The sequence below is a fragment of the Streptomyces sp. MJM8645 genome (assembly GCF_001625365.1).
GTDB lineage: Bacteria > Actinomycetota > Actinomycetes > Streptomycetales > Streptomycetaceae > Kitasatospora.
In genome coordinates, this window is the sequence record NZ_LJJF01000001.1 from 6931547 (window position 1) to 6951323 (window position 19777).

A 19777-nucleotide genomic window follows, 5' to 3' on the forward strand; every position below is an offset into this window, starting at 1 on the left:
GACCCCAGCGGCGTGACGGGGGTCAGCCGGTGGGGCTGGCGGACCTGGCGATGAGGGAGTTGAGCAGGGCCGCGCCGCGCTCGGCGTCGTCGACGCTCACGGCGAACTCGCGCCCGCGCCGGGTGCGGACCACCAGGCAGACGCCGCGGCGCAGCATCACGGTGGTGCCGAGGCCGTTGACGCGGTAGCCCCAGCCGCCGGCCTGGGCGGGGGTGCGCAGCTCGGCGCGGGCCGAGTCGAGGTCGGCGGGGGACCAGCGCCGGCTGGGCCAGCCGAACGGGCCGAAGTCGACGGACAGGCCGTCGGCGGTCACCCGGGTCGTGGCCGAGGAGCAGCCGAGCGTGATGACGGAGGTGGAGGCGAACGGCACGATCAGCGACCAGTTGAGCGCGATCAGCCCGCTGGCCGGCGCCAGCACGGCGCCCAGGGCGCCCAGGGCGAGGACGGCCGAGGCCAGTTGCAGCCACGTGTTGGCGGCTCGGGAGAGCCAGACCAGGTGCTCGCCCGGCACGGCCGTCAGCGTCGGCGCCCCGGCCGCCGGTCGCCCGCCGGTCGGGGAGTCGACGCGCGGGCGGACGGCCAGCCAGGTCAGCAGGCCGGCCAGGCCCGCCGCCACGACCAGGACGACCACCTCGAAGCCCATCGGCGCGGCCTCCTGCCAGCGCGCGCGGTCCAGGTTGGCGTGCACGATGGAAGTCTGCGCCCCCGTCAGGAGCACTCCGCCGGCCGCCAGCGCCGGCCCGATGGCACCGCGCGCCGTCCCGGCCCGGAACCGGAGGGTGGCCGCGGCGGCCAGCACCAGCACCAGCCAGACCGCCGCCGGGAACAGCGCGGCCGCCGTCAGTGACATGGAGCCGTCCGGGTCCTGCCCGCCCCAGTGGGTGGCGAGCGGGTCCGGCAGCCGGTGGCGCGCGGCCCACGGCAGCGCGATCAGCAGGGCCAGGACGCCCGCCGACCAGGCCACCGCGCCCCAGAACGCGCCGCGCCCCGCCCCGGGCTCCCGGCGCTCCTTCGCTATGAGCTTCCCGTCCGTCACGACATCCCCCTGATCATGTCCACGAGATCGTTCCTGCTGTAGCCGGCCCGGGCCGCATCGGCGACCAACTGCCGTACCCGCTCGGCCAGTTCGGAGCGCGTGTCGGCGTCCTCGGCGACCGTGACGCCACGGCCCCGGCGGAACTCCAGCACGCCCTCGTCGCGCAGCGTGCGCAGCCCGCGCAGGACGGTGTTGGTGTTCACCCCCAGCGCCCGGGAGAGCTCCCGGGCCGGTGGCAGCCTGTCTCCGGGGGCGCACTCGCCCTCGGCGACGGCCCGCCTGATCGCGCCCGCCACCTGCTCGTGCAGGGGGCGGGCGTCGCCGGTGTCCAGCTTCAGCAACATGGTGCTAATGACGATAGCACCATCCAGATCTCTCGTCGGCCGCCTCGCGCGCCCCGCCACCCCGCCGGAGCGCCCGCCCCCTCGCGCACCCCGGCGCCCCGGCGGAGCATGGACACCGAGGAGGTGGCGGCACGGCGGTGAGCGGACGACTGCGGGTGTTCCTGGGGGCTGCGCCGGGGGTCGGCAAGACGTACGCCATGCTCGCCGAGGGCCGCCGACTGCGCGACGACGAAGACCTCGACGTCGTCGTCGGACTCGTCGAGACCTACGGCCGCCGGGGCACCGAACACCAGCTCGGGGACCTGCCCGTACTGCCCCGCCGCACCGTCGGCCACCGCGGCACCACCCTCACCGAACTCGACGTCGACGCCCTGCTCGCCCGCCGCCCGCAGCTCGCGCTCGTCGACGAACTCGCCCACACCAACGCCCCCGGCGGCCGCCACCCCAAACGCTGGCAGGACGTCCGGGAACTCCTCGACGCCGGCGTCGACGTGGCCACCACCGTCAACATCCAGCACCTGGAGAGCCTCAACGACGTCGTCGAACAGATCACCGGCGTCGCCCAGCGCGAGCGGATCCCCGACGAGGTGGTCCGCGCCGCCGACCGGATCGAACTCGTCGACCTCAGCCCGCAGGCCCTGCGCACCCGGATGGCCCAGGGCGCGATCTACCCGCCCGACCGGATCGACGTCGCCCTGGACCACTACTTCCGGGCCGGCAACCTCGGCGCCCTGCGCGAACTCGCCCTGCTCTGGCTGGCCGACCGGGTCGAGGAGGAACTCGCCGACTACCGCGCCCGGCACGGCATCCGGGCGCCCTGGGAGACCAAGGAACGCATCGTCGTCGCCCTCAACGGGGCCCCGCAGGGCGAGCACCTGATCCGCCGCGGCGCCCGCACCGCCACCCGGGTGCACGGCGACCTGATCGGCGTGCACGTCCGGCCCGACGACGGCGCCACCGTCCACGAGCCGCCCGCCCTCGCCGGCCAGCGCGCCCTGCTGCACGAACTCCACGGCGGCTACATCGAGGTCGACGGCACCGACGCCGCCCGCGCCCTGGTGGACTTCGCCCACGCCGAGAGCGCCACCCAGATCCTGCTCGGGCCGACCAGCCGCAGCCGCCTGCGCGAACTGGTCTCCGGCTCGGTGATCAACCGCGTCATCCGGCTGGCCGGCCCGATCGACGTCCGGGTCGTCCCCCCGCCCCAACCCGGCCTGCTGGCCGTCCCGCCCGCACCCCGGCGCCGCCGCCCGGCCGCCGTCCCGCCGCGCCGCCGGCGCCTGGCCTGGCTGGCCGGCCCGGCCGCAACGGCCGCCCTGGCCTGGGCGCTCTCCCCGCTGCGCGACTCGCTCGCCCTCCCCGGCGCCCTGCTCTGCCTGCTGCTGGCCGTCGCCGCCACCGCCCGGCTCGGCGGCCTGCTGCCCGCCGCCGCCAGCACCGCCGCCGGGGTGCTCGCCGCCGACTACTTCTTCACCGCGCCCTGGCACAGCCTCGCCGTCACCCGCGGCGCCGACCTCGCCGCACTGCTGCTCTTCCTCGCCGTCGCCGGGATCATCGCCCACCTCATCGACGGCCTCACCCGCCGCTCCCAGCAGGCCGACCGGGCCCGCGCCGAAGCGGCGGTGCTGGCCCGGCTGGCCGGCGCGGCGGTCGAATCCGGCGCCCGCGCGGTGCCCGACCTGGTCGCCGACCTGCGCCAGGTGTTCGGCCTGGAGGGCGCCGCCGTCCTGGTCCGCACCGGCCGGTTCTGGCGCCCCGCCGCCGCCTCCGGCACCGCCCTCCCGCAGCGCCCCGAAGAGGCCTCACTCGCCGTCGACCTCGGCCCGGACGCCGTCCTGGCCCTGCGCGGACCGGCGCTCACCGAGCAGGACACCCGACTGCTCGGCCCCTACGTCACCCAGCTGCGACTGGCCCGGGAACGCGAACGGCTGGCCGCCCAGGCCGCCGCCGCCGAGACCCTCGCCCACACCGACGCCCTGCACACCGCACTGCTGGAGGCCGTCGGACAGGACCTGCGCGCCCCGCTCGCCGCGCTGCGCCGCGAGGCCGCCGACCTGCCGGGGCCGCCGGGGCGGCGGATCGCCGCCGAGGTGCGGCGGATGGAACGCCTGGTCGCCGACCTGCTGGACCTCGACCGGCTGCGGGCCGGCGAGCAACCGGTGCTGCTGCGCCCCACGGCGCTGGCCCCGGTGCTCGCCGCCGTGCTGGCCGCGCTGCCCGCCCTGCCCGCCTCGCCCGCCGAGCAGAGCGGCGAGCAGCGCGATGAGCAGCGCGACGTGCGCCTCGCGCTCCCGGACGGCCTGCCGCCCGTGCTCGCCGACGCCGGGCTGCTGGAACGCGCCCTCACGGTCGTCCTGGCGGGGGCCGGCAGGCCCGCCCTGGTGGACGCGGGCGCGGTGGCCGGGCGGATCCACCTCCGGGTGCGGGCCCCCGGCCCGGCCGCCGACGGCACCGGCCTCACCGTGGCGCGGGGCTTCGTCGAGGCGATGAACGGCGAGCTCACCGTCGAACCGTCCCCCGCCGGCGGCACCGCCTACACCCTCGACCTCGCCCGCGCCCCGGCCTGACGCCACGGCTGATCGCCCGCGATCCGGCATCCGGGCCGCCGTGCCGCTGCGCGGCTCCCGCCTTCCGCCGCGCCGCCTCCCGCCTTCCATCTCCCGCCTTCCGGCTCCCACCGCGCCGCCTTCCGCCTTCCGCCTCCCGCCTCCCACCGCGCCGCCTCCCATCTCCCGCCTCCGCTGCGCCGCCTCCCGCCTTCGCCGAACGGGTGAAACCAGGTGGCGGCGGGAGGCAGGCGGGCGGTCGGCGTATGGAGCGCGTTGGGAAGGCGGCCCGGGGCGTCAGGAAGGCGTCAAGGACGGGCGGCTGGCGGCCGGCGCGGCGGTTGGGTGGAGGACGACACACCAGGTGACGCGCCAGGTGACACACCGGGCGACACGCCGGGTACCGGAACGACGACGCGAGGACGGACCATGCACGGCAACGGGCGGTACCAGGGCAGCGGCACCGGCAGGGTGGTGGTCGGGGTCAGCGGATCGCTCGGCAGCCTCGCCGCCCTGCACCGCGGCGTGGCGGAAGCCCGCAGCCGTGGCGCCGAACTCGTCCCGGTACTCGCCTGGGAGCCGCCCGGCGGCGAACTCGGCTACCGCCGCTCGCCGTGCCCGCCGCTGCTCGCGGCGGTGCGGGAGGCGGCCGAACAGCGGCTGCGGGACGCCCTCGACGCGGCGTTCGGCGGCGCCGACCCCGGCGTGCCGCTGCGCCCGCTGGTGATCAGGGGCGAGACCGGGCCCGCCCTCGTCCAGGCCGCCGACCGGCCGGACGACCTGCTGGTTCTCGGCCAGAGTGGCAGTCTGCTGCGGCGTCGGTTGCGGCGCTCGGTCACGGCGCACTGCGCGCGCGAGGCGGGCTGCCCGGTGCTGACCGTCCCGGTGCCCGAGCTGCTGCACGAGCTGGAGGCGCTGCACCGGCGTACCCGGTGGCACCTGCCGGTCGGCCCGGCGCCCGAACTCGTCGCCGCGAAGGGGTAGGGCGTGCGGATGTACGCGGCCCGGCCGGGCGGGCGGCGCTACCACCCGGTCCTGGAGCGGCTCTCCGCCCCGACCTCGGGCACGGTGGCCCTGCTCGCCGGCGGAGTCCTGGCGATGGGCCTCGGCGGGCTCGGCGAACTGCACTCCGGTGGGCTCGCCTACGTCGCCTACCTCGGCCTGTGCGCGATCCTCGGCGGCTTCTCCCGGCCCCGGGCGGCGCCGCTGATCGGACTGGCGGCCTGGCTGTGCTGCAACGCCTTCGCCGAGCACCGGCACGGCGAACTGGGCTGGGCCGGGCCCTGGACGGAGGGCTCGCACTTCGCGGTGTTCACCGCCACCGCCCTGCTGGTGGCCCTGCCCACGACCCTGCCGCGCCGGACGGTCCGGGTGGCGCGGCTGCGCCTCGACCAACTCGGGTGAGACCCCACAGACGGTCCCTCACCGGCCTTCGGGCCGGCGGGCGGACCACGCCGAGACCAGGGCTCCGGCCGGTACTCCGGAGCCCTCGGCAACCGGTGGAAAACAGGTGGGAGGCGCGCGGCGCCGTGGCGGCGGAGCGGTCGCCGTTCGGACAGTGGGCCCGCTGAGCGAGGCGGGCACCGCCGCGACCGCACCACGGCCCGCGCCGCGCGTCGTCCGTCCAGTCCGGAAGTCCGGAAGCCCGGCAACCCTGCGCCCAGGCCGCCGGGCTGCCCGCTCGCCGTCCCCGGGCCGCCCGTCGAGGGCGGCGTTACGCTGAGACGACCAGATCGGTCCTCGCGGCCCCCGCTGCGCACTCAAGGGGGTGGGGCCAGTGCCGGCGTCCCCGACCAGCCCCCCGACCGGCGGTCCGAGCGACCGTCCGACGGGTTCCGGTGCGGGCGAGAAGGGCCTGAAGACCGGCGCCCTGGGCCTGCTGTCCTCGGTGTGCATCGGCCTCGCCTCCACCGCCCCCGCCTACAGCCTGGCCGCGACCCTCGGCATCGTCGTGGTCGGGGTCGGCCTCCAGGCGCCCGTCGTCACCGTCCTGGCGTTCATCCCGATGCTGCTGATCGCCTACGCCTACAAGGAGCTCAACGCCGCCGACCCGGACTGCGGCACCACCTTCACCTGGGCCGCCCGGGCGTTCGGCCCGCGCACCGGCTGGATGGGCGGCTGGGGCATCGTCGTCGCCGACGTCATCGTGATGGCCAACCTGGCGCAGATCGCCGGGGTGTACGGCTTCCGGCTGGTCGGCCTGGACTCGCTCGCGGACAGCCGGGTGTGGACGACCAGCGCCGGGGTGCTGTGGATCGTCCTGATGACCGCGATCTGCTACATCGGCATCGAGCTGTCCGCGACCCTCCAGCGCTGGCTGCTGGCCGTCGAGGTGGTGATGCTGGTCGCCTTCTCGCTCACCGCGCTCGTCAAGGCGTACGGCTCCGCCGCGCCCCCGACGGCCATCCCCGTCGACGCGTCCTGGTTCAACCCGTTCAACGTGCCCTCGACCTCGGCGTTCACCGCCGGCATGCTGGCCGCGGTCTTCATCTACTGGGGCTGGGACACCGCCGTGTCCGTCAACGAGGAGACCGCCGACTCCGCCCGCACCCCCGGCCGCGCGGCCGTCATCTCCACCGTGCTGCTGCTCCTCATCTACGTCCTGGTCGCGACCTCGGCGCAGTCCTTCGCCGGGGTCGGTACGGACGGCATCGGGCTCGGCAACCCGGCGCACTCGGGGGACGTGCTGTCCGGCCTGGGTGACGCGGTGTTCGGCACCACCGGGATCGGCGCGGTGCTCAGCCGGCTGCTGATCCTGATGGTGCTGACCTCGGCCGCCGCCTCCACCCAGACGACGATCCTGCCCACCGCCCGCACCACCTTCTCGATGGCCACCCACCGGGCCATCCCGACCGGCTTCGCCCGGGTGCACCCGCGCCACCGCACCCCGACCTGGTCGACGGTCGCCATGGGCCTGGCGTCGATCGCCTTCTACGTCCTGCTCACCGCGATCAGCGGCAACGTGCTGGCCGACTCGATCGCCTCGGTCGGCCTCGGCATCGCCTTCTACTACGGCCTGACCGGTTTCGCCTGCGTCTGGTACTACCGCCGGGTCCTCACCCGCAGCGTCCGGGACTTCGTCTTCAAGGGCGTGCTGCCGCTGGCCGGCGGCCTGATGCTGCTGTACTTCTTCGCCTACGGCGCCTTCGACGTCTACGCCGACCCGGACTACGGCGCCACCTCGATCGACCTGCCGGGCATCGGCCGGGTCGGCGGGGTGACGGTGATCGGGCTGGGCGCGCTGCTGCTCGGCGCGGTGCTGATGCTGGTGCAGCGGCTGGTGCAGGGGTCCTGGTTCCGCCACCCGGACGTCCCGGTGAGCGCCGCCGACCCGGCCTCCGCGCCCTGAGTCCAGAACCGGCCGGTTCTGACGTTTCCTTGACGCGCAGTCACGTGTAAAGGGCGAGCAAAGCAGGCATATAGTTCGGGCAAAGCATCGTGGTGGGAGGGGCCGGATGGAGACGACGCTGGAACCGGACTGGCGCACGCTCGGCGTCCTGGGCGCGGCCCGGGGCGCACGCGGCGGGGGTGACGGCCGCCTCGGGACGGAACACCTGCTGGCCGCCGTCGCCGGGGCGAAGGGCCCGGCCGGTGAGGCCCTGTCGGCCGCCGGGGCGACCGCGACCGCCCTGCTCGCCGTCCTGCGCGACCGCCAGGGTGGGGTCGACACGGCACGCTGGGGCTCGGACGACGGGGCCGGTGCGAGCGTGCCGGCCCGCGACGTGCTCGGCCCGACCGGGGAGCGCGGCCTGCTGCTCAGCGGCGCCGCCGCCCGCGCCCTGGCCGGCGCCATGGAGCGGGCCCGGCAGGACGGCGAGCGGAAGTTCAGCGCCGAACACCTGTTGCGCGCCCTGCTCGCCGATCCGCACGCCCGGGCCGCCGAACTGCTGCACGCGGCGGGCGTCGCGCCGGGAGCGGTGCTGGAGCGGCTGGCGGCGCCCGTCGGCCTCGGGGCGCCGGACGGCCCCGGCGCCCCCGATGATCTGGACGACCTCGACCCGCTGCTGCGCCCCACCCGGGACGCGCTGCTCGGCCGCACGCCGTACCGGCTGCCGCGCTGGAAGCGGCTGCTGGTGCCCGGCTTCGCCAAGATGAACATCGCGGTCGCGCCGATGGCCTGGGTCCGGCTGGAGGTCGACGGGCAGGCGCAGCGCCTCGGTCGCCGTGCGCCCGGCACCGAGCACGTGCTGCTGGCCGTTCTCGCCGTGCACGAAGTGGCTTGCCGGCACCCGCAGTTGGCCGGCGAGGGCGGCGCGGACCCGGCCGAGCGGCACGCGGGCGGGGTGCGGCTGGCCCGGCTCGGCCTGGACTACGCCCGGGCCCACGCCGCGCTCACCGCCGGTCGGGTGCCGCTCGCGGCCGACCCACGAGCGGTCGAGGCCTACCTCTCCGGCGCCACGGACAGGCAGGGAACCGGGCCGCTGGTGGAGACGCTCCTCTCGGAGGAGACCCGGGCCCGGCGGCTGGTCGAGGCCCTGTGCGGAGATCGGCTCGATCGCCCCTGATTACTACTGAACGGCGTTGGGACTAGGGGCTCTCTTTCGGATCACGTCGGATCAGCGCGCGGCGTCGGAGTGCGTGCATCGCAAGGCGGAGGAGGGAGTCCATGCGGAGTATCGGCGACCGACGACAACGCGGCGAGGTGCGTGCTCCGGCGTCGCTCGCCCGGCGTGATCCGAAAGAGAGCCCCTAGACCGCGGGGACCATCCCGAGCAACTCGCTCAGGCGGCGGACCGTGGCGGGCGACTCGCGGTGCAGGCCGGCGACGTCGAGGCCCTCGTCTCCCAGGATCATCAGCAGCGCCTGCTCCCCGATCGCCAGCACCACGACGTAGCCGCTGTTGCAGCGGGTGACCACGTCGCGCAGGCCGCCCACGCCGACCTCGGCCGCGGTGCGCCGGCCGAGGCCGAGCATGGCGGCCGACAGGGCGGCGGCCGACTCGGGGTGGACGGCGGCCGTGTCGGCGGCCACCAGCAGGCCGTCAGTGGTGGAGATGACACTCTCCGAGATGCCCATGACCCGGTCGCGGAGGGACTTCAACTCGTCGACCAGCACGGCGGTCGGTGTCTGGCTGCTCATGGTGCGCTCTTCTCGCTCTGCTCGGTCGTCTCGGTACGCGCGGTGTGTTCGGCGCGGTGTGCGTTCGGTGGACCCTCGGAAGCGGCCGCCGCTCCCTCGGATCGGGTGGGCAGGCCGCCGGGGCCGCCCGGACCACCCGCGCCGCGTCCGCTGCGGACGCGGCGCGGCAGCGGCCCGGTGTCGGCCGGCGGCGGTTCGCCCGTCGGCATGCGCGGGGCCACGCTCGGTGCCAGGGGAGTGGGGTGCGCCGGTTCCCGGTGGAGCAGGTGCCGGGCGTCCATCCGTACGACGTCGAGGAGCACCGCGAACACACCGCGTCCCAGGGCGAAGCCGAGGTCGCGCGCGGTGCGGCGGCCGGTGGCGGCGGCCAGGATCTCCCGGTAGCGGACCGGGATCCGCAGCGCGCCGGATTCGGCCCGGGCGGCAGGACGGATCCGGATGCGGGCCAGTTCGCCGGGCGGTCCCCAGAGGCGGGTCAGCAGGGCCGTCCGCCGGGCGGTCTCCTCGAAGAGCTGCTCCGGCTCGATGCCCGGGCGCAGCGCGATCCTGGCAGGCGGCGCCGCCTCGGCCGTCTCCCAACTGCCGGGCGGGCTCAGCACCAGGGCGAAGGCCCCGTCGAAGGCGGCGGCGGCGCAGACGGCTTCGAGCTCGGCGGCGCCGATCGACCCCTGAGCCACCAGGGCCGCGCCGAGGTCGCCGCCCCAGGTCGGGGGAGCGTCGGCCGGCCGGCCGACGGACGCGGCCGTCTCGGCGGACGCCCACTCCTCCTCGCCGACGCGCCGGGACTTCAGCAGCAGGGTCGCGGCGGTCGGGGCCCCGGGGGTCTCGATCGCGGCGACCAGACCCTGCTCCAGGTGGATCGTGCCGCCCGGTGCGCTGGAGACGGTGACCGAGCCGGTGAACTCCGTCCGGCGCAGCGCGAGCAGCAGCGCGGGCACGTTGCGCGCGGTGGGCGGAGCCGGCGTCGTGGGAACTGCGGGCATGGCGGGCGGCGCCGTGTCGTGGGACGGGTCGGTCATGCCAGCAAGTCCTGCGCGCGGTCGGCGGTCTGGCGGACGGCCAGCGCCAGGTTGGTCCGTTCCCGGTCCAGCACGGTGGCCAGCAGCAGGGGGTCGCCCATTCGGGACACCACCTGGACGACCTGGTGATGACGGGTGCTGGTGACCACCAGGCTCTCCAACTCGCTCTCCGCCCCTGCCTCGTACAGCCGCTCGCCGATCAGGTTGGTCAGCTCGGCGAGTTCGGCCCCGGTCCCGAGCAGCCGGTGGTCCCCGGCGGACTGGTAGCTGAGACCCGTGACGGCGTCGACGAGCGCGGCACCGACCACTCCGGGGGAGCCGAGCACATCGGAGAGAGAAGCTTCGAGTGCGCGCACCAGTACCCCTTCACGTTCTGAACCCCGGTAGCGTACTTTATTCCATCATTTTCACGAGGCGACCACAACCGGCGACTTCTTGCTATTTTGTTCCTGCACACGGGAGTTCTGCCCGGAAGTCACGCAAAGGACGAACAGCGCATGAACATTGACGACGCACTCAAGGACGCGATGGCCATCGAGGGGGCCATCGGAGTGGCCGTGGCCGACTACGAGAGCGGTATGTCACTCGGGTCCCTCGGCGGGGGGCAGCAGCTCGACCTGGAGATTGCGGCCGCCGCCAACACCGAGGTCGTTCGTGCGAAGATACGCGCCCTGGCCGCGCTGTCGATCGACGATGTCATCGAGGACATCCTGATCACCCTCGGCACCCAGTACCACCTGATCCGCCCGCTGACCCGCAGTCACGGCTCGCTCTTCCTCTACCTGGCGCTGGACCGCTCGCGCGGCAACCTTGCGCTCGCCCGGCACGGTCTCAAGCGCATCGAGGCCGCTCTCGACGTCTAGCCGAGGGCGGGCCGGCGGCCCGGGTCTCCGCGCCCCGTCCGGAAGGCCCGCCCGGAAGCCCTGCCTGAAGGGCTGCCCGAAGGCCCGCCCGGAAGGCCCGCGCGGGCCGCGTTTCACGCGTGGAATTCCGGACGGAGCGAATGCGGGGCGTGACGAACCGACTACGGGGATCCGTCCGTGGGAATCGGGCCGCGAATATCGCGGGTGCGCGCCGACCATGGAAATGCGTGACTTTCCGATGACTGGGCGTCATATTCGCCCCGGCTGTTCCGGCCGGCGACGGAGCGCCGGAATACCGTGGTCGAACCGCCGGAGCGCCGGTGTTTCGGCGGTGCCGCGGAACCGGCTCGACCACGCCGCGCGCGGCACGAAGGCGCGCCGCCGAGCCGCCGCGCCGGACGGCAGGGGAAGCGGGGGAGCCCGATGGGTACCGCTGGTAGTTGCCGGTTGCCTGTGATCGCCTCTGATCCGCGAAAGGAATGGAGCATGCACGTCACCCTCGCCGAGGAGCTGATGCTGTTGTCGCTGGACGACAAGTCCGGTGCTGCGAAGGCGGGTACGACCGCCGGCTGGGCGGTGGCGGGCGGGTTCCTCGCGGACCTCGCGCTGGCCGGGCGGGTCGTGGTGGACGACGGTCGGCTGACCGTCACCGACCGCACGCCGACCGGCGAGCCCCTGCTCGACGGGCGTCTCGACCGGCTCGCCGAGTGGGCGGAGCGCAAGGGCGCCGGAAAGGCCAAGCCGGCCGAGTGGCTGGCCAAGGACCAGCCGACGGCGATCCGGGACACCGTCCAGCGGCTGTGCGAGCGCGGCCTGGTCGTCGAGGAGCGCCACCGCGCCCTCGGCCTCTTCCCGGTCCGCCGCTACCCGGAGGCGGACGGCTCCGTCGAGCGCGCCCTGCGCGCACGCCTGGCCGCCGTGGTCCTGGACGGCGCCGAACCGGACGTCCGCACCGCCACGTTGATCGCCCTCCTGCATACCGCCCGCCTGTACAAGGTGGCCTTCCCGGAGCAGCCCCGCAAGCAGGTCGAGCCGCGCTTCGCGGAGATCGCCGAGGGCGACTGGGCGGGCGAGTCCGTCGGCCAGGCGATCCGGAACATGCAGGCCGCCGTGGCCGCCATCGCGGCCGTCACCATCGCCACCACGGCCGCCACCACCGTCATCACCTGAGCCGGCAACGGCGCCGGGCCCGCCCCACGACTCGGTTCTGATGAACGTCGCAACTATCGGGCAGCCTCACAGGACGGCGACCGCCAGCGTGATCGCGACCAGCACCATCAGCAGCCCGAGCGCCACGAAGCCGTACTCCAGGGGCCTGCGTTCGCGGCCGTCCACCAGGACCTGCCGGGGGTCGGCCGGGTCGTAGCGGACCTGCACGTGGCCGCCGTCCGGCAGCGGGTGGCGTGGGGTGGACGGGACGGGCGAGAAGACCTCCACCACCCGGCCGTCCTCGGTCTCGAACTGCAGCAGCGGGCGCGGTGGCAGCGCGCGGTCCTCCGGGGCGGGGACGCGGGCGCGCACCAGGGCCTGGGCCGGGACGCCGACCCGGCGCAGCCGCCGCAGGTCGCGCAGCCCGACCACCCCGGCGAGGTAGGCGACCACGCCGCCCAGGCCGCCGAACACCACCACGGCGAATCCGGCCGTCCCGCCCACCGCGCCTCCCTGTCCGAATCGCCCCCGGACACCCCAGTATTGCCGACCGCAGGCACTCCTGACGCCTGGAACCCACCCAGTTCACGGTGGAGCCCCGCCACTCCGGAAAAGGGGTGACGGGGCCCTCAGGGCGGCGCGTGTACGTCAGACGTCGCCGAACTCGCCGGTACGGACGGCGGCAACGAAGGCCGCGAAGCCATCGGGGGAGAAGGCGAGGGCCGGGCCCTCGGGGTCCTTGGAATCGCGGACGGGGACAACACCGGGACGGGGCGATGCGCCGGAGGCCGGGAATGGCCGCGACGTACAATCGCAGTGAAGGCGAAGCGCCAGGCCGAGATTCCGGCACCGGTGTGAGGGAGGGGCCAGGATGTTCGGTTCGCGGAAGAAGCTCAACGACATGATGGCGCAGCTCAGGCCCGACCTGAGTCGGGAATCGCTCGGTGTCGGGCCCGACTTCCCGGGCGTCGCCCCGAACCCGTTGCTGAGCAGTGATGCACGCAAGCGCAATGCGGAACTGCGTACGGGGGCGCTTGCGCTCGGCGTTCTCGTCGACTGGCGGGAGGTCAACAGCAATCCACGCGTGGTCCTGATGCTCGACGTGGAGACCGCCAGCGGTATCTCGTTCCGCGGTATCGCGGACGAAAACCTCACGATCACCGAGCTCACCCGACTCGCCCCGGGACAGACGTTCCCCGTGCGCTACCGGCCGGCCGTCATGGACCACTACGTCGCCCTTGCCCGGGACGCGGACCCCGCCCACGTGCAGCAGCTCGCTGACGAGATCGCGAGCCGCAAGCGGACCTGACCCGAAGCCATTGGCCGGATCCCTGGAAGCCTCTTGAAGATCTTGCTCCGGCTGCCCGAGCCGGGCGCGCTTTCAACATCTTCATCAGGGAGCGGTCAGCCAGGAGACCCCGCCACTCCGGAAAGGAGTGGCGGGGTCTCGGGGCAGCGCGCGTACGTCAGACGTCGCCGAACTCGCCGGTACGGACGGCAGCGACGAAGGACGACCAAGCCGAAGCCGGGAACATGAGAGCAGGCCCCTCGGGGTCCTTGGAGTCGCGGACGGGAACGGCACCCTCTGCGACCAGGTTCCCGGCTACCTCGACGCACTCGCCGCCGTTGCTGCTGTACGAAGACTTGAACCACTGAGGCTCGGCGGTCACGGTAGATCCTCTCTTAGCTGCGTGATCAGGGCCACGGACGCATCCTGCGAGAGTGCTCGGGCCTGTAGTTGATAGTAGGTCGTGAGCATGGGCTGTACAGCGTCGCTGTCCCGCTCCAGGTTCCCTTGCTGGGCACTCTCGGCGTACGACATCAGGGAGCGGTCAGCCAGGGTGAGGATGTACACGGGGAGATCGAAAGCCCTGGCCTCCCCTATGCAGAACGGGGCGACCTGAAGCACGGTGTGCGGCAGGCGGGCAAAGCTGAGCAGACGGTCAAACTGGGCTGCCATCACCGCATCGCCGCCGACCGGCCGACGGAGGCAGCTCTCATCCAGGACGGCGTGGATCACGGGCGGAGGCTCACGGTTCAACTTCGCTTGTCGACGCTCAAGATATCGCACCCGTTCGGCGGCCTGATCCTCTGTGATGCTGCCTCGGTCTACGGCTGCCGCTGCAATGGCCCGTGCGTACTCCATGGTTTGAAGTACCCCCGGCACGATGCCCAAGGTGAACAGCCGAAGCTCTCGAGCCTTCGATTCCTTGGCCACGTATGCCGGGAACCCCTCAAGCAGAGTCGAAGACTCGACCTCAAGCGCCTTATTGGTGAAGACTCGATCCATCCCAAATGCGGTGTCAAGTTGCCGTGCCACGCGTGGAGTCGGGCGTCGGTGACCATTTTCCAGATGCGAGATGTGGGTTGGGGAACAGCCGATCATCTCTGCCACGTCCTTCTGTGTCCACCGCCGTTCCTCGCGCGAACTGCGGAGGAACGCGCCGAACTTGGCCTGGGGGGGAGGCGGCGGGGTCTAGCTCAGACCTGTTCATGGGCCAAACTTTCTACTCAGCAAGCAGATCCGTCAGGTTGAACACCCGTCAAGCCTAGAGGACAGTTGGTGCCCCTGAGTAGTCATCGCACTACGGATCGGAGCCCTCCATGTCCGAAGACTCGAAATCCACGCTGCCCGACTTCGTTCGCAACGAGGTGGTGCGGGACCTGAAGCACCGTGACGCCGACGGCAAGCCCCGAGAGGGGGTCTTCATGGAGATCCTCTGCGGGGCGGCCTTCCTGAGGCCGATCGGCGGGGGACAGGAGTGGACGACCAGGCCGGACCAGTTGCGGCAGTGCGACCCCCGGGAGATCGCGCCCGGCGCCGGGTGCAACCCGCGCCGCCGGCCGCTCTCGTGACCGTCGAACTGGCCGCCGCAACGGCCGCCTTGGCGGGGGCATCGCCGCCGCTCCGACCCGCGATGCGCCCTCGCCCTCGTGTGGCGAAGAGGTGAATCTCCTTGAATGAACGTCGAGTTGATGTCATGACTGCCGCTCAGTGTGACCTTCGATGTATCTCTCCGGCCGGCGTGTGGTGCGGGTGGGAACCGGACCCGCCGGACTGACAGGCTCCCGTCGTCGCAGCGTGAGTGCTCATCGTCTGCGACGACGGGGTTCAACGCCCGTCCGCGAAAGACGGCCGCGGACGGGTGAGTACCGGCGGGCCTACTTCCCTGCCGGTCGGCTCCGAGGGCGTGTTGGTGCCGGGCCCTCGTCGAGCCACACCGCTCCCCGCCAGTCACCCCCTTCTGGCGGGGAGCGGCCGTCCCCTTAATCACCGGCCGGTGGAGTCCTGACCTCCTCTGACCGGAACCCCCGTTCTGGCCCGCGCTAGATGGTCACGCGGACAACCTGGACGGGCCTGAAACTCCCGCCCCCGGCGACCCCGGGGGCGGGAGCCAGTGTTCGCACTGGCACGCGCCCCAAACGCTCCCTCCGGGTCGGGTAGTTGATGGAGCTGGAGGGGCGGCATCACCGCAATGTTCAGCATGTGCGCCGCAACGCAACGTGAGGAGTGTTTGTGAACGACACCGCAACGCTGCCCGCCATTACTTCCCGCCCGTGGGGCGCCGGTCGGCTCGCGCCGTACTCGGCCTCCGTGCGCCTCCCGTTCTCCACCGTCACCATCGACCCGGTGACGCAGCTCGGCGTGTTCCACGACAGCGCCGGCCTGGTGGTTGAGATGGGCAGGCACGGTACCAGCGCGGGAACCGAGACCAACACCACCACGAACCAGGACTCGAAGAACGACCAGGGCCACGACCAGGACAGCTTCTGGCATGGGGGGACGCGGGAAAACCATGCATCACCGCGGTGCAGCTCCGCATCACCGAGGACGCCCACATCTATTGGATCGCCGACAACCCGGCGCTTCGCTGGCAGCACAGCCTGACTTGATCATCGACAGCTGCTCAGCAGGACCGCCGGTAGCCTGGTTGGCGAACTACCCCGAGTGAAGGAACGCCTGGATGGACGACGAATCGCTGTCACAGTGGGCGGAGCGACGCGATCGACACCTGCGCCCGGTGGGTCAGTTGAAGGCTGTCATCGTCGGTCACGAGAACCGGCCCTCTCACCTCCACCCGGACCTTCCTCGCCTCCTCCTCCGCTGGGACGGCTACCAGTGGACTCCTGAGGGCTACGCCGAGAACTACGCGAGCGCTCAGAGGTTTCTGCACGGCATCTCGGGTGACGGGGTGATTCAAGGAACGCCACCGCCAGCCCGTAAGAATTCGGTTGGCAGGCACCGAAAGCCGGCCTGAAACACGAAAGGGGTCCCTCCCCCTATCTGGGGGGAGGAGCTTCTCTACGTCCTGGATCAGATGGTCTGCCGGGCCCGTGACATGCGTGAGGATTGGTTGTCACAACTGCTTTGGGGTTGGCGGGAACTGGCCGTTGTCGGATGGCGGGCAAGCTGCCAAGCTCAGCGTTGAGGCTGGTGGCATCAGCGGCGTCGGCACCGATCTTCACGGGGGGACCAGAATGAAACGGAACCTGAGGCAGCGCCTGGTGCGGACTGCCGTGGCCGGCGCTCTGGCAGCCGGAGGGCTCGCGCTGACGACCGGACCCGCCCACGCGGACACCGGGGACTACCCGGTCACCCTGAAGACGACCCACCATGTGGGGCTGTACTGGTCGCCCTGGACGGCCAACAAGGACATCCACCGTGACCTTGCCCCCGGGGATTTTGTGAACGTCCGCTGCTGGGCGGTTGGTGAGGACATCGCCCAGCAGGGCGACGTTTGGTATTACATCAACACCGAGTACTACTACGGGTCTATCGGTCGGCAATACTTCAACGACTATGTGTATGGCGCATATGTCGACAACTATGACCTGTGGCACGCGCGAGGCAGCAACGGCCTCCCCCAGTGCTGAGGGACTGACTTCAGATGCCCCTCCCCGAAACGGGGAGGGGCATCGTTGCGTTGGGGGGGTCAGAGGCGGACGATCCGCGTGGTGGTGCGGACGGCGAGTGTTCGTCCCTGTGTCAGATCTTGCCGAGCGGGGTGTCCGGGTCGGCCAGGGCCTTCGGGTCCACCGTCCGGCCGGAGCGCACGAGTTCGCGGATCGGGTCGGTGACGTCCCAGACGTTGACGTTCATGCCCGCCAGCACCCGGCCGCCGGTCAGCCAGAAGGCGATGAACTCGCGGGTGGCCGGGTCGCCCCGGAACACCACCTGGTCGTAGCCGTCCGGTTCGACGTAGCCGACGTACTCCAGGCCAACGTCGTACTGGTCGCTGAAGAAGTACGGGATCCGGTCGTACACCGCGTCCGGGTGCCCGAGCATTGCGCGGGCGGCGGTCTGCGGCTGGTTGACGGCGTTGGCCCAGTGTTCGACCCGCAGGTGCGTGTCGAACAGCGGGTGGTAGGCGTTGGCGACGTCGCCGGCCGCGTAGACGTCCGGGTCCGAAGTGCGCAGCTGCTGGTCGGTCTTGATGCCGTTGTCGATCTCCAGCCCGGCGGCCTCGGCCAGGCCGGTCGCCGGGGTGATGCCGATGCCGACCACCACCGCGTCGGCCGGCACCGTGGTGCCGTCGCCCAGCCGCACGCCGCTCACCGTGCCGCCGGAGCCGGTCAGTTCGGTGACCTCGACGCCGAACCGCAGCTGGACGCCGTGGTCGCGGTGCAGATCGGCGAAGACCTGCGCCACCTCCCGGCCCAGCACCCGCAGCAGCGGCAGTTCGGCGGCCTCCAGCACCGTCACCTCGGCGCCGGCCTCCCGGGCCGCGGCCGCCACCTCCAGGCCGATCCAGCCCGCGCCGATCACCGCGACCCGGGCGCCGGGGCGCAGCGCGGCCTTGATCCGGTCGCTGTCCTCGACCCGGCGCAGGTAGAGCACGCCGTCCTGGTCCGCGCCCGGCACCGGCAGCCGGCGTGGGGTCGAGCCGGTGGTGAGCAGCAGTTTGGCGTACTCGACCTGGCCGTCGTCGGTGAGCGTCACGGTGTGTCCGGCCGGGTCGATCGCGGCCACCGCCGTGCCCAGCCGCAGCGTGACGTCCTGCTCCCCGTACCACTGCGGCGGGTGGACGTAGATCTTCTCCCGGGGCGTCTTGCCGAGCAGGTACCCCTTCGACAGCGGCGGCCGCTCGTACGGGCGGTCGTGTTCGTCGCCGATCAGGACGATGCCGCCCCGGTACCCGGCCTCGCGCAGCGCCTGGGCGGCCTTCGCGCCGCCCAGGGACGCCCCGACGATCACGATCGGCCGCTCGCGCCCGCCGCCCTCCGCCGTTCCCGCTGTTCCCGCCGTGCCCGTGCCCATGCTGAACTCCTCGCTCTCCGGCCGGAATCAGGGGCCAGCCTGCCGCCGTCCGGGTGGCGTGTCGAGGCCGTGCCGGGCGCGCCGCGCCGCGCTCCCCCGTACGGGTGAACGCGATCCGGTGCGCGAGTCCGGTGCGCGAACCGCTACGGGGGCGGTCAAGGAATCCGCTACGGGGCTCGCTACGGGGTCATCGCCTCCCGGACCAGCGCGGTGTCGGCGAACTGCTCGAAGCGGACGATCCGGCCGCCGCGCACCGTGAAGTGGTGGGCGACCCGCACCGCGAGCGGCTTTCCGGTGGCCTTGTGCACGGCCGTGTAGCGGGCCAGCACCACCACGTTCTCGCCGTCGACCACGTAGGTGTCGTCGTGCGCCGTCCAGTTCTCCCAGGCGGCGGCCAGGCGCTCCATGACGTTGGCGGTGACGCCCTTCGGGGTGCGGTAGGTGCCGGCCAGCGGGAAGCCGGCCATCTCGGTCCACTCCACGTCGTCGGCGAGCGTGGCGCGCAGGGCGGCCAGGTCGCCGTGGGCGGAGGCCAGGTACTGGCGGCGGACCACGTCGGCCGGGGCGGAGGACTCGGCGAACGAGGCGGTGTCCCTCGGGATCTCGATCATCGTCGCTCAGCCCCAGGCCATCTCGCCCATGGCGACCTTGGTGCCGAGGTCGACGGCGATCTTCAGCCCCAGGTCGGGGAAGCGCCGTTCCAGCGCCTCCTTCGCGGCGGTCGCGTCCGGGGCCCGGCCGATCTCGGTCTCGAAGGCGCGCAGGTAGTCCCGGGTGTGGCGGACGGAGGTGAGGTCGGTGGCCGCGCCGGCGGTGCGGTGGCCGGCCGCGACGAACTGCGGTTCGAGCGCCTCGATCCCGTCCAACAGGTCGATCCAGGCGGCGCGTTGGGCCTGTTCGGGGGTGTCGGCCGTCCACACGTGCAGGCCCTCGAAGAGCAGCACGCCGCCGAGTACGGCGTGGTGGTGGTGCTGCCAGAGGTAGTGCCGGTCGGGCAGGTGGAAGTCGGCGCCGCGCAGCTCGAACCGGTGCCCCTCGAAGACGAGTTCGTCCCCGTGCAGCACCTCGGGGCGGACCAGCCGGGTGGGCAGCTCGGGGCCGAGGTGGGCCCAGGCCTTGAGCTTGCCCTCGAACGTCTCCTGGATGTGCTCGACGGTGGAGGCGGTGGCCAGGAACCGTGCCTCCGGGAAGGCGTCCTGGACCTCCTGGGCGCCGAAGTAGAAGTCCGGGTCCCCGTGGCTGACGAAGACCGCTGCCAGCCGCTTGCCGGCGGCGCGGATCCGCTCCACCAGCCGGCGGCCGTCGGAGCGGGTGAACCCGGCGTCCACCAGCAGGGCGTCCTGCGGGCCGGTGACCAGGACGGAGGTCTTGTTGAGCGAGCTGTCGGGGCTGTCGATGATCTCGAAGTCGAGAGCACTCATGGGTCTGTTGTCCTTCCTCCTGCCGAGCACGCCTCGCCGCCAGCATCGGCCTTGCGGGTGC

The 19777-nt window shown here is 72.8% G+C and carries 22 protein-coding genes and 1 pseudogene; 11 read left to right on the forward strand and 12 right to left on the reverse strand.

Annotated elements, in window-relative coordinates; all coding sequences use genetic code 11:
- Window positions 1-22: 22 nt before the first annotated feature.
- On the reverse strand, window positions 23-1036 hold the full coding sequence (locus A6F73_RS29220) for a DUF1648 domain-containing protein (RefSeq protein WP_244293540.1): 1014 nt from the start codon (window positions 1034-1036) through the stop codon (window positions 23-25).
- Window positions 1033-1380 (reverse strand): GntR family transcriptional regulator, encoded by a 348-nt coding sequence (locus A6F73_RS29225; RefSeq protein WP_063350510.1) that lies wholly within the window; start codon window positions 1378-1380, stop codon window positions 1033-1035. The genes A6F73_RS29220 and A6F73_RS29225 overlap by 4 nt, the downstream gene beginning before the upstream one ends.
- A 137-nt stretch (window positions 1381-1517) precedes the next feature.
- Between A6F73_RS29225 and A6F73_RS29230 the strand changes: the two genes are divergently transcribed.
- The 5 genes from A6F73_RS29230 (at window position 1518) to A6F73_RS29250 (ending at window position 8431) form a co-directional block, all read left to right on the forward strand.
- Window positions 1518-3947, forward strand: coding sequence for a DUF4118 domain-containing protein (locus tag A6F73_RS29230; protein ID WP_063350511.1), 2430 nt, complete (start codon window positions 1518-1520; stop codon window positions 3945-3947).
- 408 nt (window positions 3948-4355) lie between these two features.
- Entirely contained in the window at window positions 4356-4910 is a 555-nt protein-coding gene (locus tag A6F73_RS29235; RefSeq protein ID WP_063350512.1) for a universal stress protein, read from the forward strand.
- Window positions 4911-4913: 3 nt separating this feature from the next.
- Window positions 4914-5330 carry a hypothetical protein gene (locus A6F73_RS29240; RefSeq protein WP_159398562.1) on the forward strand — a complete coding sequence of 139 codons (417 nt, stop codon included), beginning with the start codon at window positions 4914-4916 and terminating at the stop codon, window positions 5328-5330.
- Between the two features lie 373 nt (window positions 5331-5703).
- On the forward strand, window positions 5704-7275 hold the full coding sequence (locus A6F73_RS29245) for an APC family permease (RefSeq protein WP_063350514.1): 1572 nt from the start codon (window positions 5704-5706) through the stop codon (window positions 7273-7275).
- A gap of 106 nt (window positions 7276-7381) precedes the next feature.
- Window positions 7382-8431, forward strand: a complete 1050-nt coding sequence (locus A6F73_RS29250; protein ID WP_063350515.1) for a Clp protease N-terminal domain-containing protein — start codon at window positions 7382-7384, stop codon at window positions 8429-8431.
- A gap of 184 nt (window positions 8432-8615) precedes the next feature.
- Here A6F73_RS29250 and A6F73_RS29255 read toward each other — a convergent pair whose 3' ends face one another.
- The 3 genes from A6F73_RS29255 to A6F73_RS29265 are packed head-to-tail and all read right to left on the reverse strand — an operon-like array spanning window position 8616 to window position 10380.
- Complete coding sequence (locus tag A6F73_RS29255; RefSeq protein WP_063350516.1) at window positions 8616-9005, reverse strand: roadblock/LC7 domain-containing protein; 390 nt, start codon at window positions 9003-9005, stop codon at window positions 8616-8618.
- Window positions 9002-10024: a hypothetical protein gene (locus tag A6F73_RS29260; RefSeq protein ID WP_063350517.1), complete on the reverse strand. Its 1023-nt coding sequence runs from the start codon at window positions 10022-10024 to the stop codon at window positions 9002-9004. Before A6F73_RS29260 ends, A6F73_RS29255 begins: the two co-directional genes overlap by 4 nt.
- Window positions 10021-10380 (reverse strand): hypothetical protein, encoded by a 360-nt coding sequence (locus tag A6F73_RS29265; RefSeq protein ID WP_063350518.1) that lies wholly within the window; start codon window positions 10378-10380, stop codon window positions 10021-10023. The genes A6F73_RS29260 and A6F73_RS29265 overlap by 4 nt, the downstream gene beginning before the upstream one ends.
- Window positions 10381-10521: 141 nt before the next feature.
- Between A6F73_RS29265 and A6F73_RS29270 the strand changes: the two genes are divergently transcribed.
- Window positions 10522-10887, forward strand: a complete 366-nt coding sequence (locus A6F73_RS29270; RefSeq protein WP_063350519.1) for a hypothetical protein — start codon at window positions 10522-10524, stop codon at window positions 10885-10887.
- 486 nt (window positions 10888-11373) lie between these two features.
- Window positions 11374-12057 carry a GPP34 family phosphoprotein gene (locus A6F73_RS29275; RefSeq protein ID WP_063350520.1) on the forward strand — a complete coding sequence of 228 codons (684 nt, stop codon included), beginning with the start codon at window positions 11374-11376 and terminating at the stop codon, window positions 12055-12057.
- 66 nt (window positions 12058-12123) lie between these two features.
- Here the strand turns inward: A6F73_RS29275 and A6F73_RS29280 are convergent, their stop codons facing one another.
- Together A6F73_RS29280 and A6F73_RS43490 are read right to left on the reverse strand one after the other, a co-directional pair.
- Window positions 12124-12540: a DUF3592 domain-containing protein gene (locus A6F73_RS29280; RefSeq protein WP_244293541.1), complete on the reverse strand. Its 417-nt coding sequence runs from the start codon at window positions 12538-12540 to the stop codon at window positions 12124-12126.
- A 144-nt stretch (window positions 12541-12684) separates the two neighbouring features.
- Window positions 12685-12801 (reverse strand): annotated as a pseudogene (locus tag A6F73_RS43490) (DUF397 domain-containing protein); the annotation flags it as partial.
- Between the two features lie 106 nt (window positions 12802-12907).
- On the opposite strand from A6F73_RS43490, the gene A6F73_RS29285 reads away from it, so the two are divergent.
- Window positions 12908-13345, forward strand: a complete 438-nt coding sequence (locus A6F73_RS29285) for a hypothetical protein (RefSeq protein ID WP_063350521.1) — start codon at window positions 12908-12910, stop codon at window positions 13343-13345.
- Between the two features lie 157 nt (window positions 13346-13502).
- Here A6F73_RS29285 and A6F73_RS29290 read toward each other — a convergent pair whose 3' ends face one another.
- Both A6F73_RS29290 and A6F73_RS29295 read right to left on the reverse strand, forming a co-directional pair.
- Window positions 13503-13706: a DUF397 domain-containing protein gene (locus tag A6F73_RS29290; RefSeq protein WP_063350522.1), complete on the reverse strand. Its 204-nt coding sequence runs from the start codon at window positions 13704-13706 to the stop codon at window positions 13503-13505.
- Window positions 13703-14431, reverse strand: coding sequence for a helix-turn-helix transcriptional regulator (locus A6F73_RS29295; protein WP_347878556.1), 729 nt, complete (start codon window positions 14429-14431; stop codon window positions 13703-13705). The genes A6F73_RS29290 and A6F73_RS29295 overlap by 4 nt, the downstream gene beginning before the upstream one ends.
- A gap of 209 nt (window positions 14432-14640) precedes the next feature.
- Between A6F73_RS29295 and A6F73_RS29300 the strand changes: the two genes are divergently transcribed.
- From A6F73_RS29300 to A6F73_RS29305, 3 genes are all read left to right on the forward strand, one after another.
- Entirely contained in the window at window positions 14641-14892 is a 252-nt protein-coding gene (locus A6F73_RS29300; RefSeq protein ID WP_063350523.1) for a hypothetical protein, read from the forward strand.
- A gap of 661 nt (window positions 14893-15553) precedes the next feature.
- On the forward strand, window positions 15554-15925 hold the full coding sequence (gene tgmA, locus A6F73_RS44435; protein ID WP_079136114.1) for a putative ATP-grasp-modified RiPP: 372 nt from the start codon (window positions 15554-15556) through the stop codon (window positions 15923-15925).
- Window positions 15926-16515: 590 nt separating this feature from the next.
- Window positions 16516-16911, forward strand: coding sequence for a hypothetical protein (locus A6F73_RS29305; RefSeq protein ID WP_159398563.1), 396 nt, complete (start codon window positions 16516-16518; stop codon window positions 16909-16911).
- Between the two features lie 112 nt (window positions 16912-17023).
- On the opposite strand, the gene A6F73_RS29310 is transcribed toward A6F73_RS29305, so the two are convergent.
- From A6F73_RS29310 to A6F73_RS29320, 3 genes are all read right to left on the reverse strand, one after another.
- Window positions 17024-18295, reverse strand: a complete 1272-nt coding sequence (locus A6F73_RS29310; RefSeq protein WP_079136115.1) for an FAD-dependent oxidoreductase — start codon at window positions 18293-18295, stop codon at window positions 17024-17026.
- A 179-nt stretch (window positions 18296-18474) separates the two neighbouring features.
- Window positions 18475-18906: a nuclear transport factor 2 family protein gene (locus A6F73_RS29315; RefSeq protein WP_063350525.1), complete on the reverse strand. Its 432-nt coding sequence runs from the start codon at window positions 18904-18906 to the stop codon at window positions 18475-18477.
- 6 nt (window positions 18907-18912) lie between these two features.
- The gene (locus A6F73_RS29320; RefSeq protein ID WP_063350526.1) at window positions 18913-19716 is read right to left on the reverse strand and encodes an MBL fold metallo-hydrolase; all 804 of its coding nucleotides are present in this window, start codon (window positions 19714-19716) and stop codon (window positions 18913-18915) included.
- Between the last annotated feature and the right edge of the window lie 61 nt (window positions 19717-19777).

What these genes read in the sequence shown, in the direction of transcription:
- A6F73_RS29225 (WP_063350510.1), bottom strand. Translation starts at nt 1,380, where the DNA reads ATGTTGCTGAAGCTGGACACCGGCGACGCCCGCCCCCTGCACGAGCAG.
- A6F73_RS29235 (WP_063350512.1), top strand. Translation starts at nt 4,356, where the DNA reads ATGCACGGCAACGGGCGGTACCAGGGCAGCGGCACCGGCAGGGTGGTG.
- A6F73_RS29250 (WP_063350515.1), top strand. Translation starts at nt 7,382, where the DNA reads ATGGAGACGACGCTGGAACCGGACTGGCGCACGCTCGGCGTCCTGGGC.
- A6F73_RS29255 (WP_063350516.1), bottom strand. Translation starts at nt 9,005, where the DNA reads ATGAGCAGCCAGACACCGACCGCCGTGCTGGTCGACGAGTTGAAGTCC.
- A6F73_RS29260 (WP_063350517.1), bottom strand. Translation starts at nt 10,024, where the DNA reads ATGACCGACCCGTCCCACGACACGGCGCCGCCCGCCATGCCCGCAGTT.
- A6F73_RS29270 (WP_063350519.1), top strand. Translation starts at nt 10,522, where the DNA reads ATGAACATTGACGACGCACTCAAGGACGCGATGGCCATCGAGGGGGCC.
- A6F73_RS29275 (WP_063350520.1), top strand. Translation starts at nt 11,374, where the DNA reads ATGCACGTCACCCTCGCCGAGGAGCTGATGCTGTTGTCGCTGGACGAC.
- A6F73_RS29285 (WP_063350521.1), top strand. Translation starts at nt 12,908, where the DNA reads ATGTTCGGTTCGCGGAAGAAGCTCAACGACATGATGGCGCAGCTCAGG.
- A6F73_RS29300 (WP_063350523.1), top strand. Translation starts at nt 14,641, where the DNA reads ATGTCCGAAGACTCGAAATCCACGCTGCCCGACTTCGTTCGCAACGAG.
- A6F73_RS29305 (WP_159398563.1), top strand. Translation starts at nt 16,516, where the DNA reads ATGAAACGGAACCTGAGGCAGCGCCTGGTGCGGACTGCCGTGGCCGGC.
- A6F73_RS29310 (WP_079136115.1), bottom strand. Translation starts at nt 18,295, where the DNA reads ATGGGCACGGGCACGGCGGGAACAGCGGGAACGGCGGAGGGCGGCGGG.
- A6F73_RS29315 (WP_063350525.1), bottom strand. Translation starts at nt 18,906, where the DNA reads ATGATCGAGATCCCGAGGGACACCGCCTCGTTCGCCGAGTCCTCCGCC.
- A6F73_RS29320 (WP_063350526.1), bottom strand. Translation starts at nt 19,716, where the DNA reads ATGAGTGCTCTCGACTTCGAGATCATCGACAGCCCCGACAGCTCGCTC.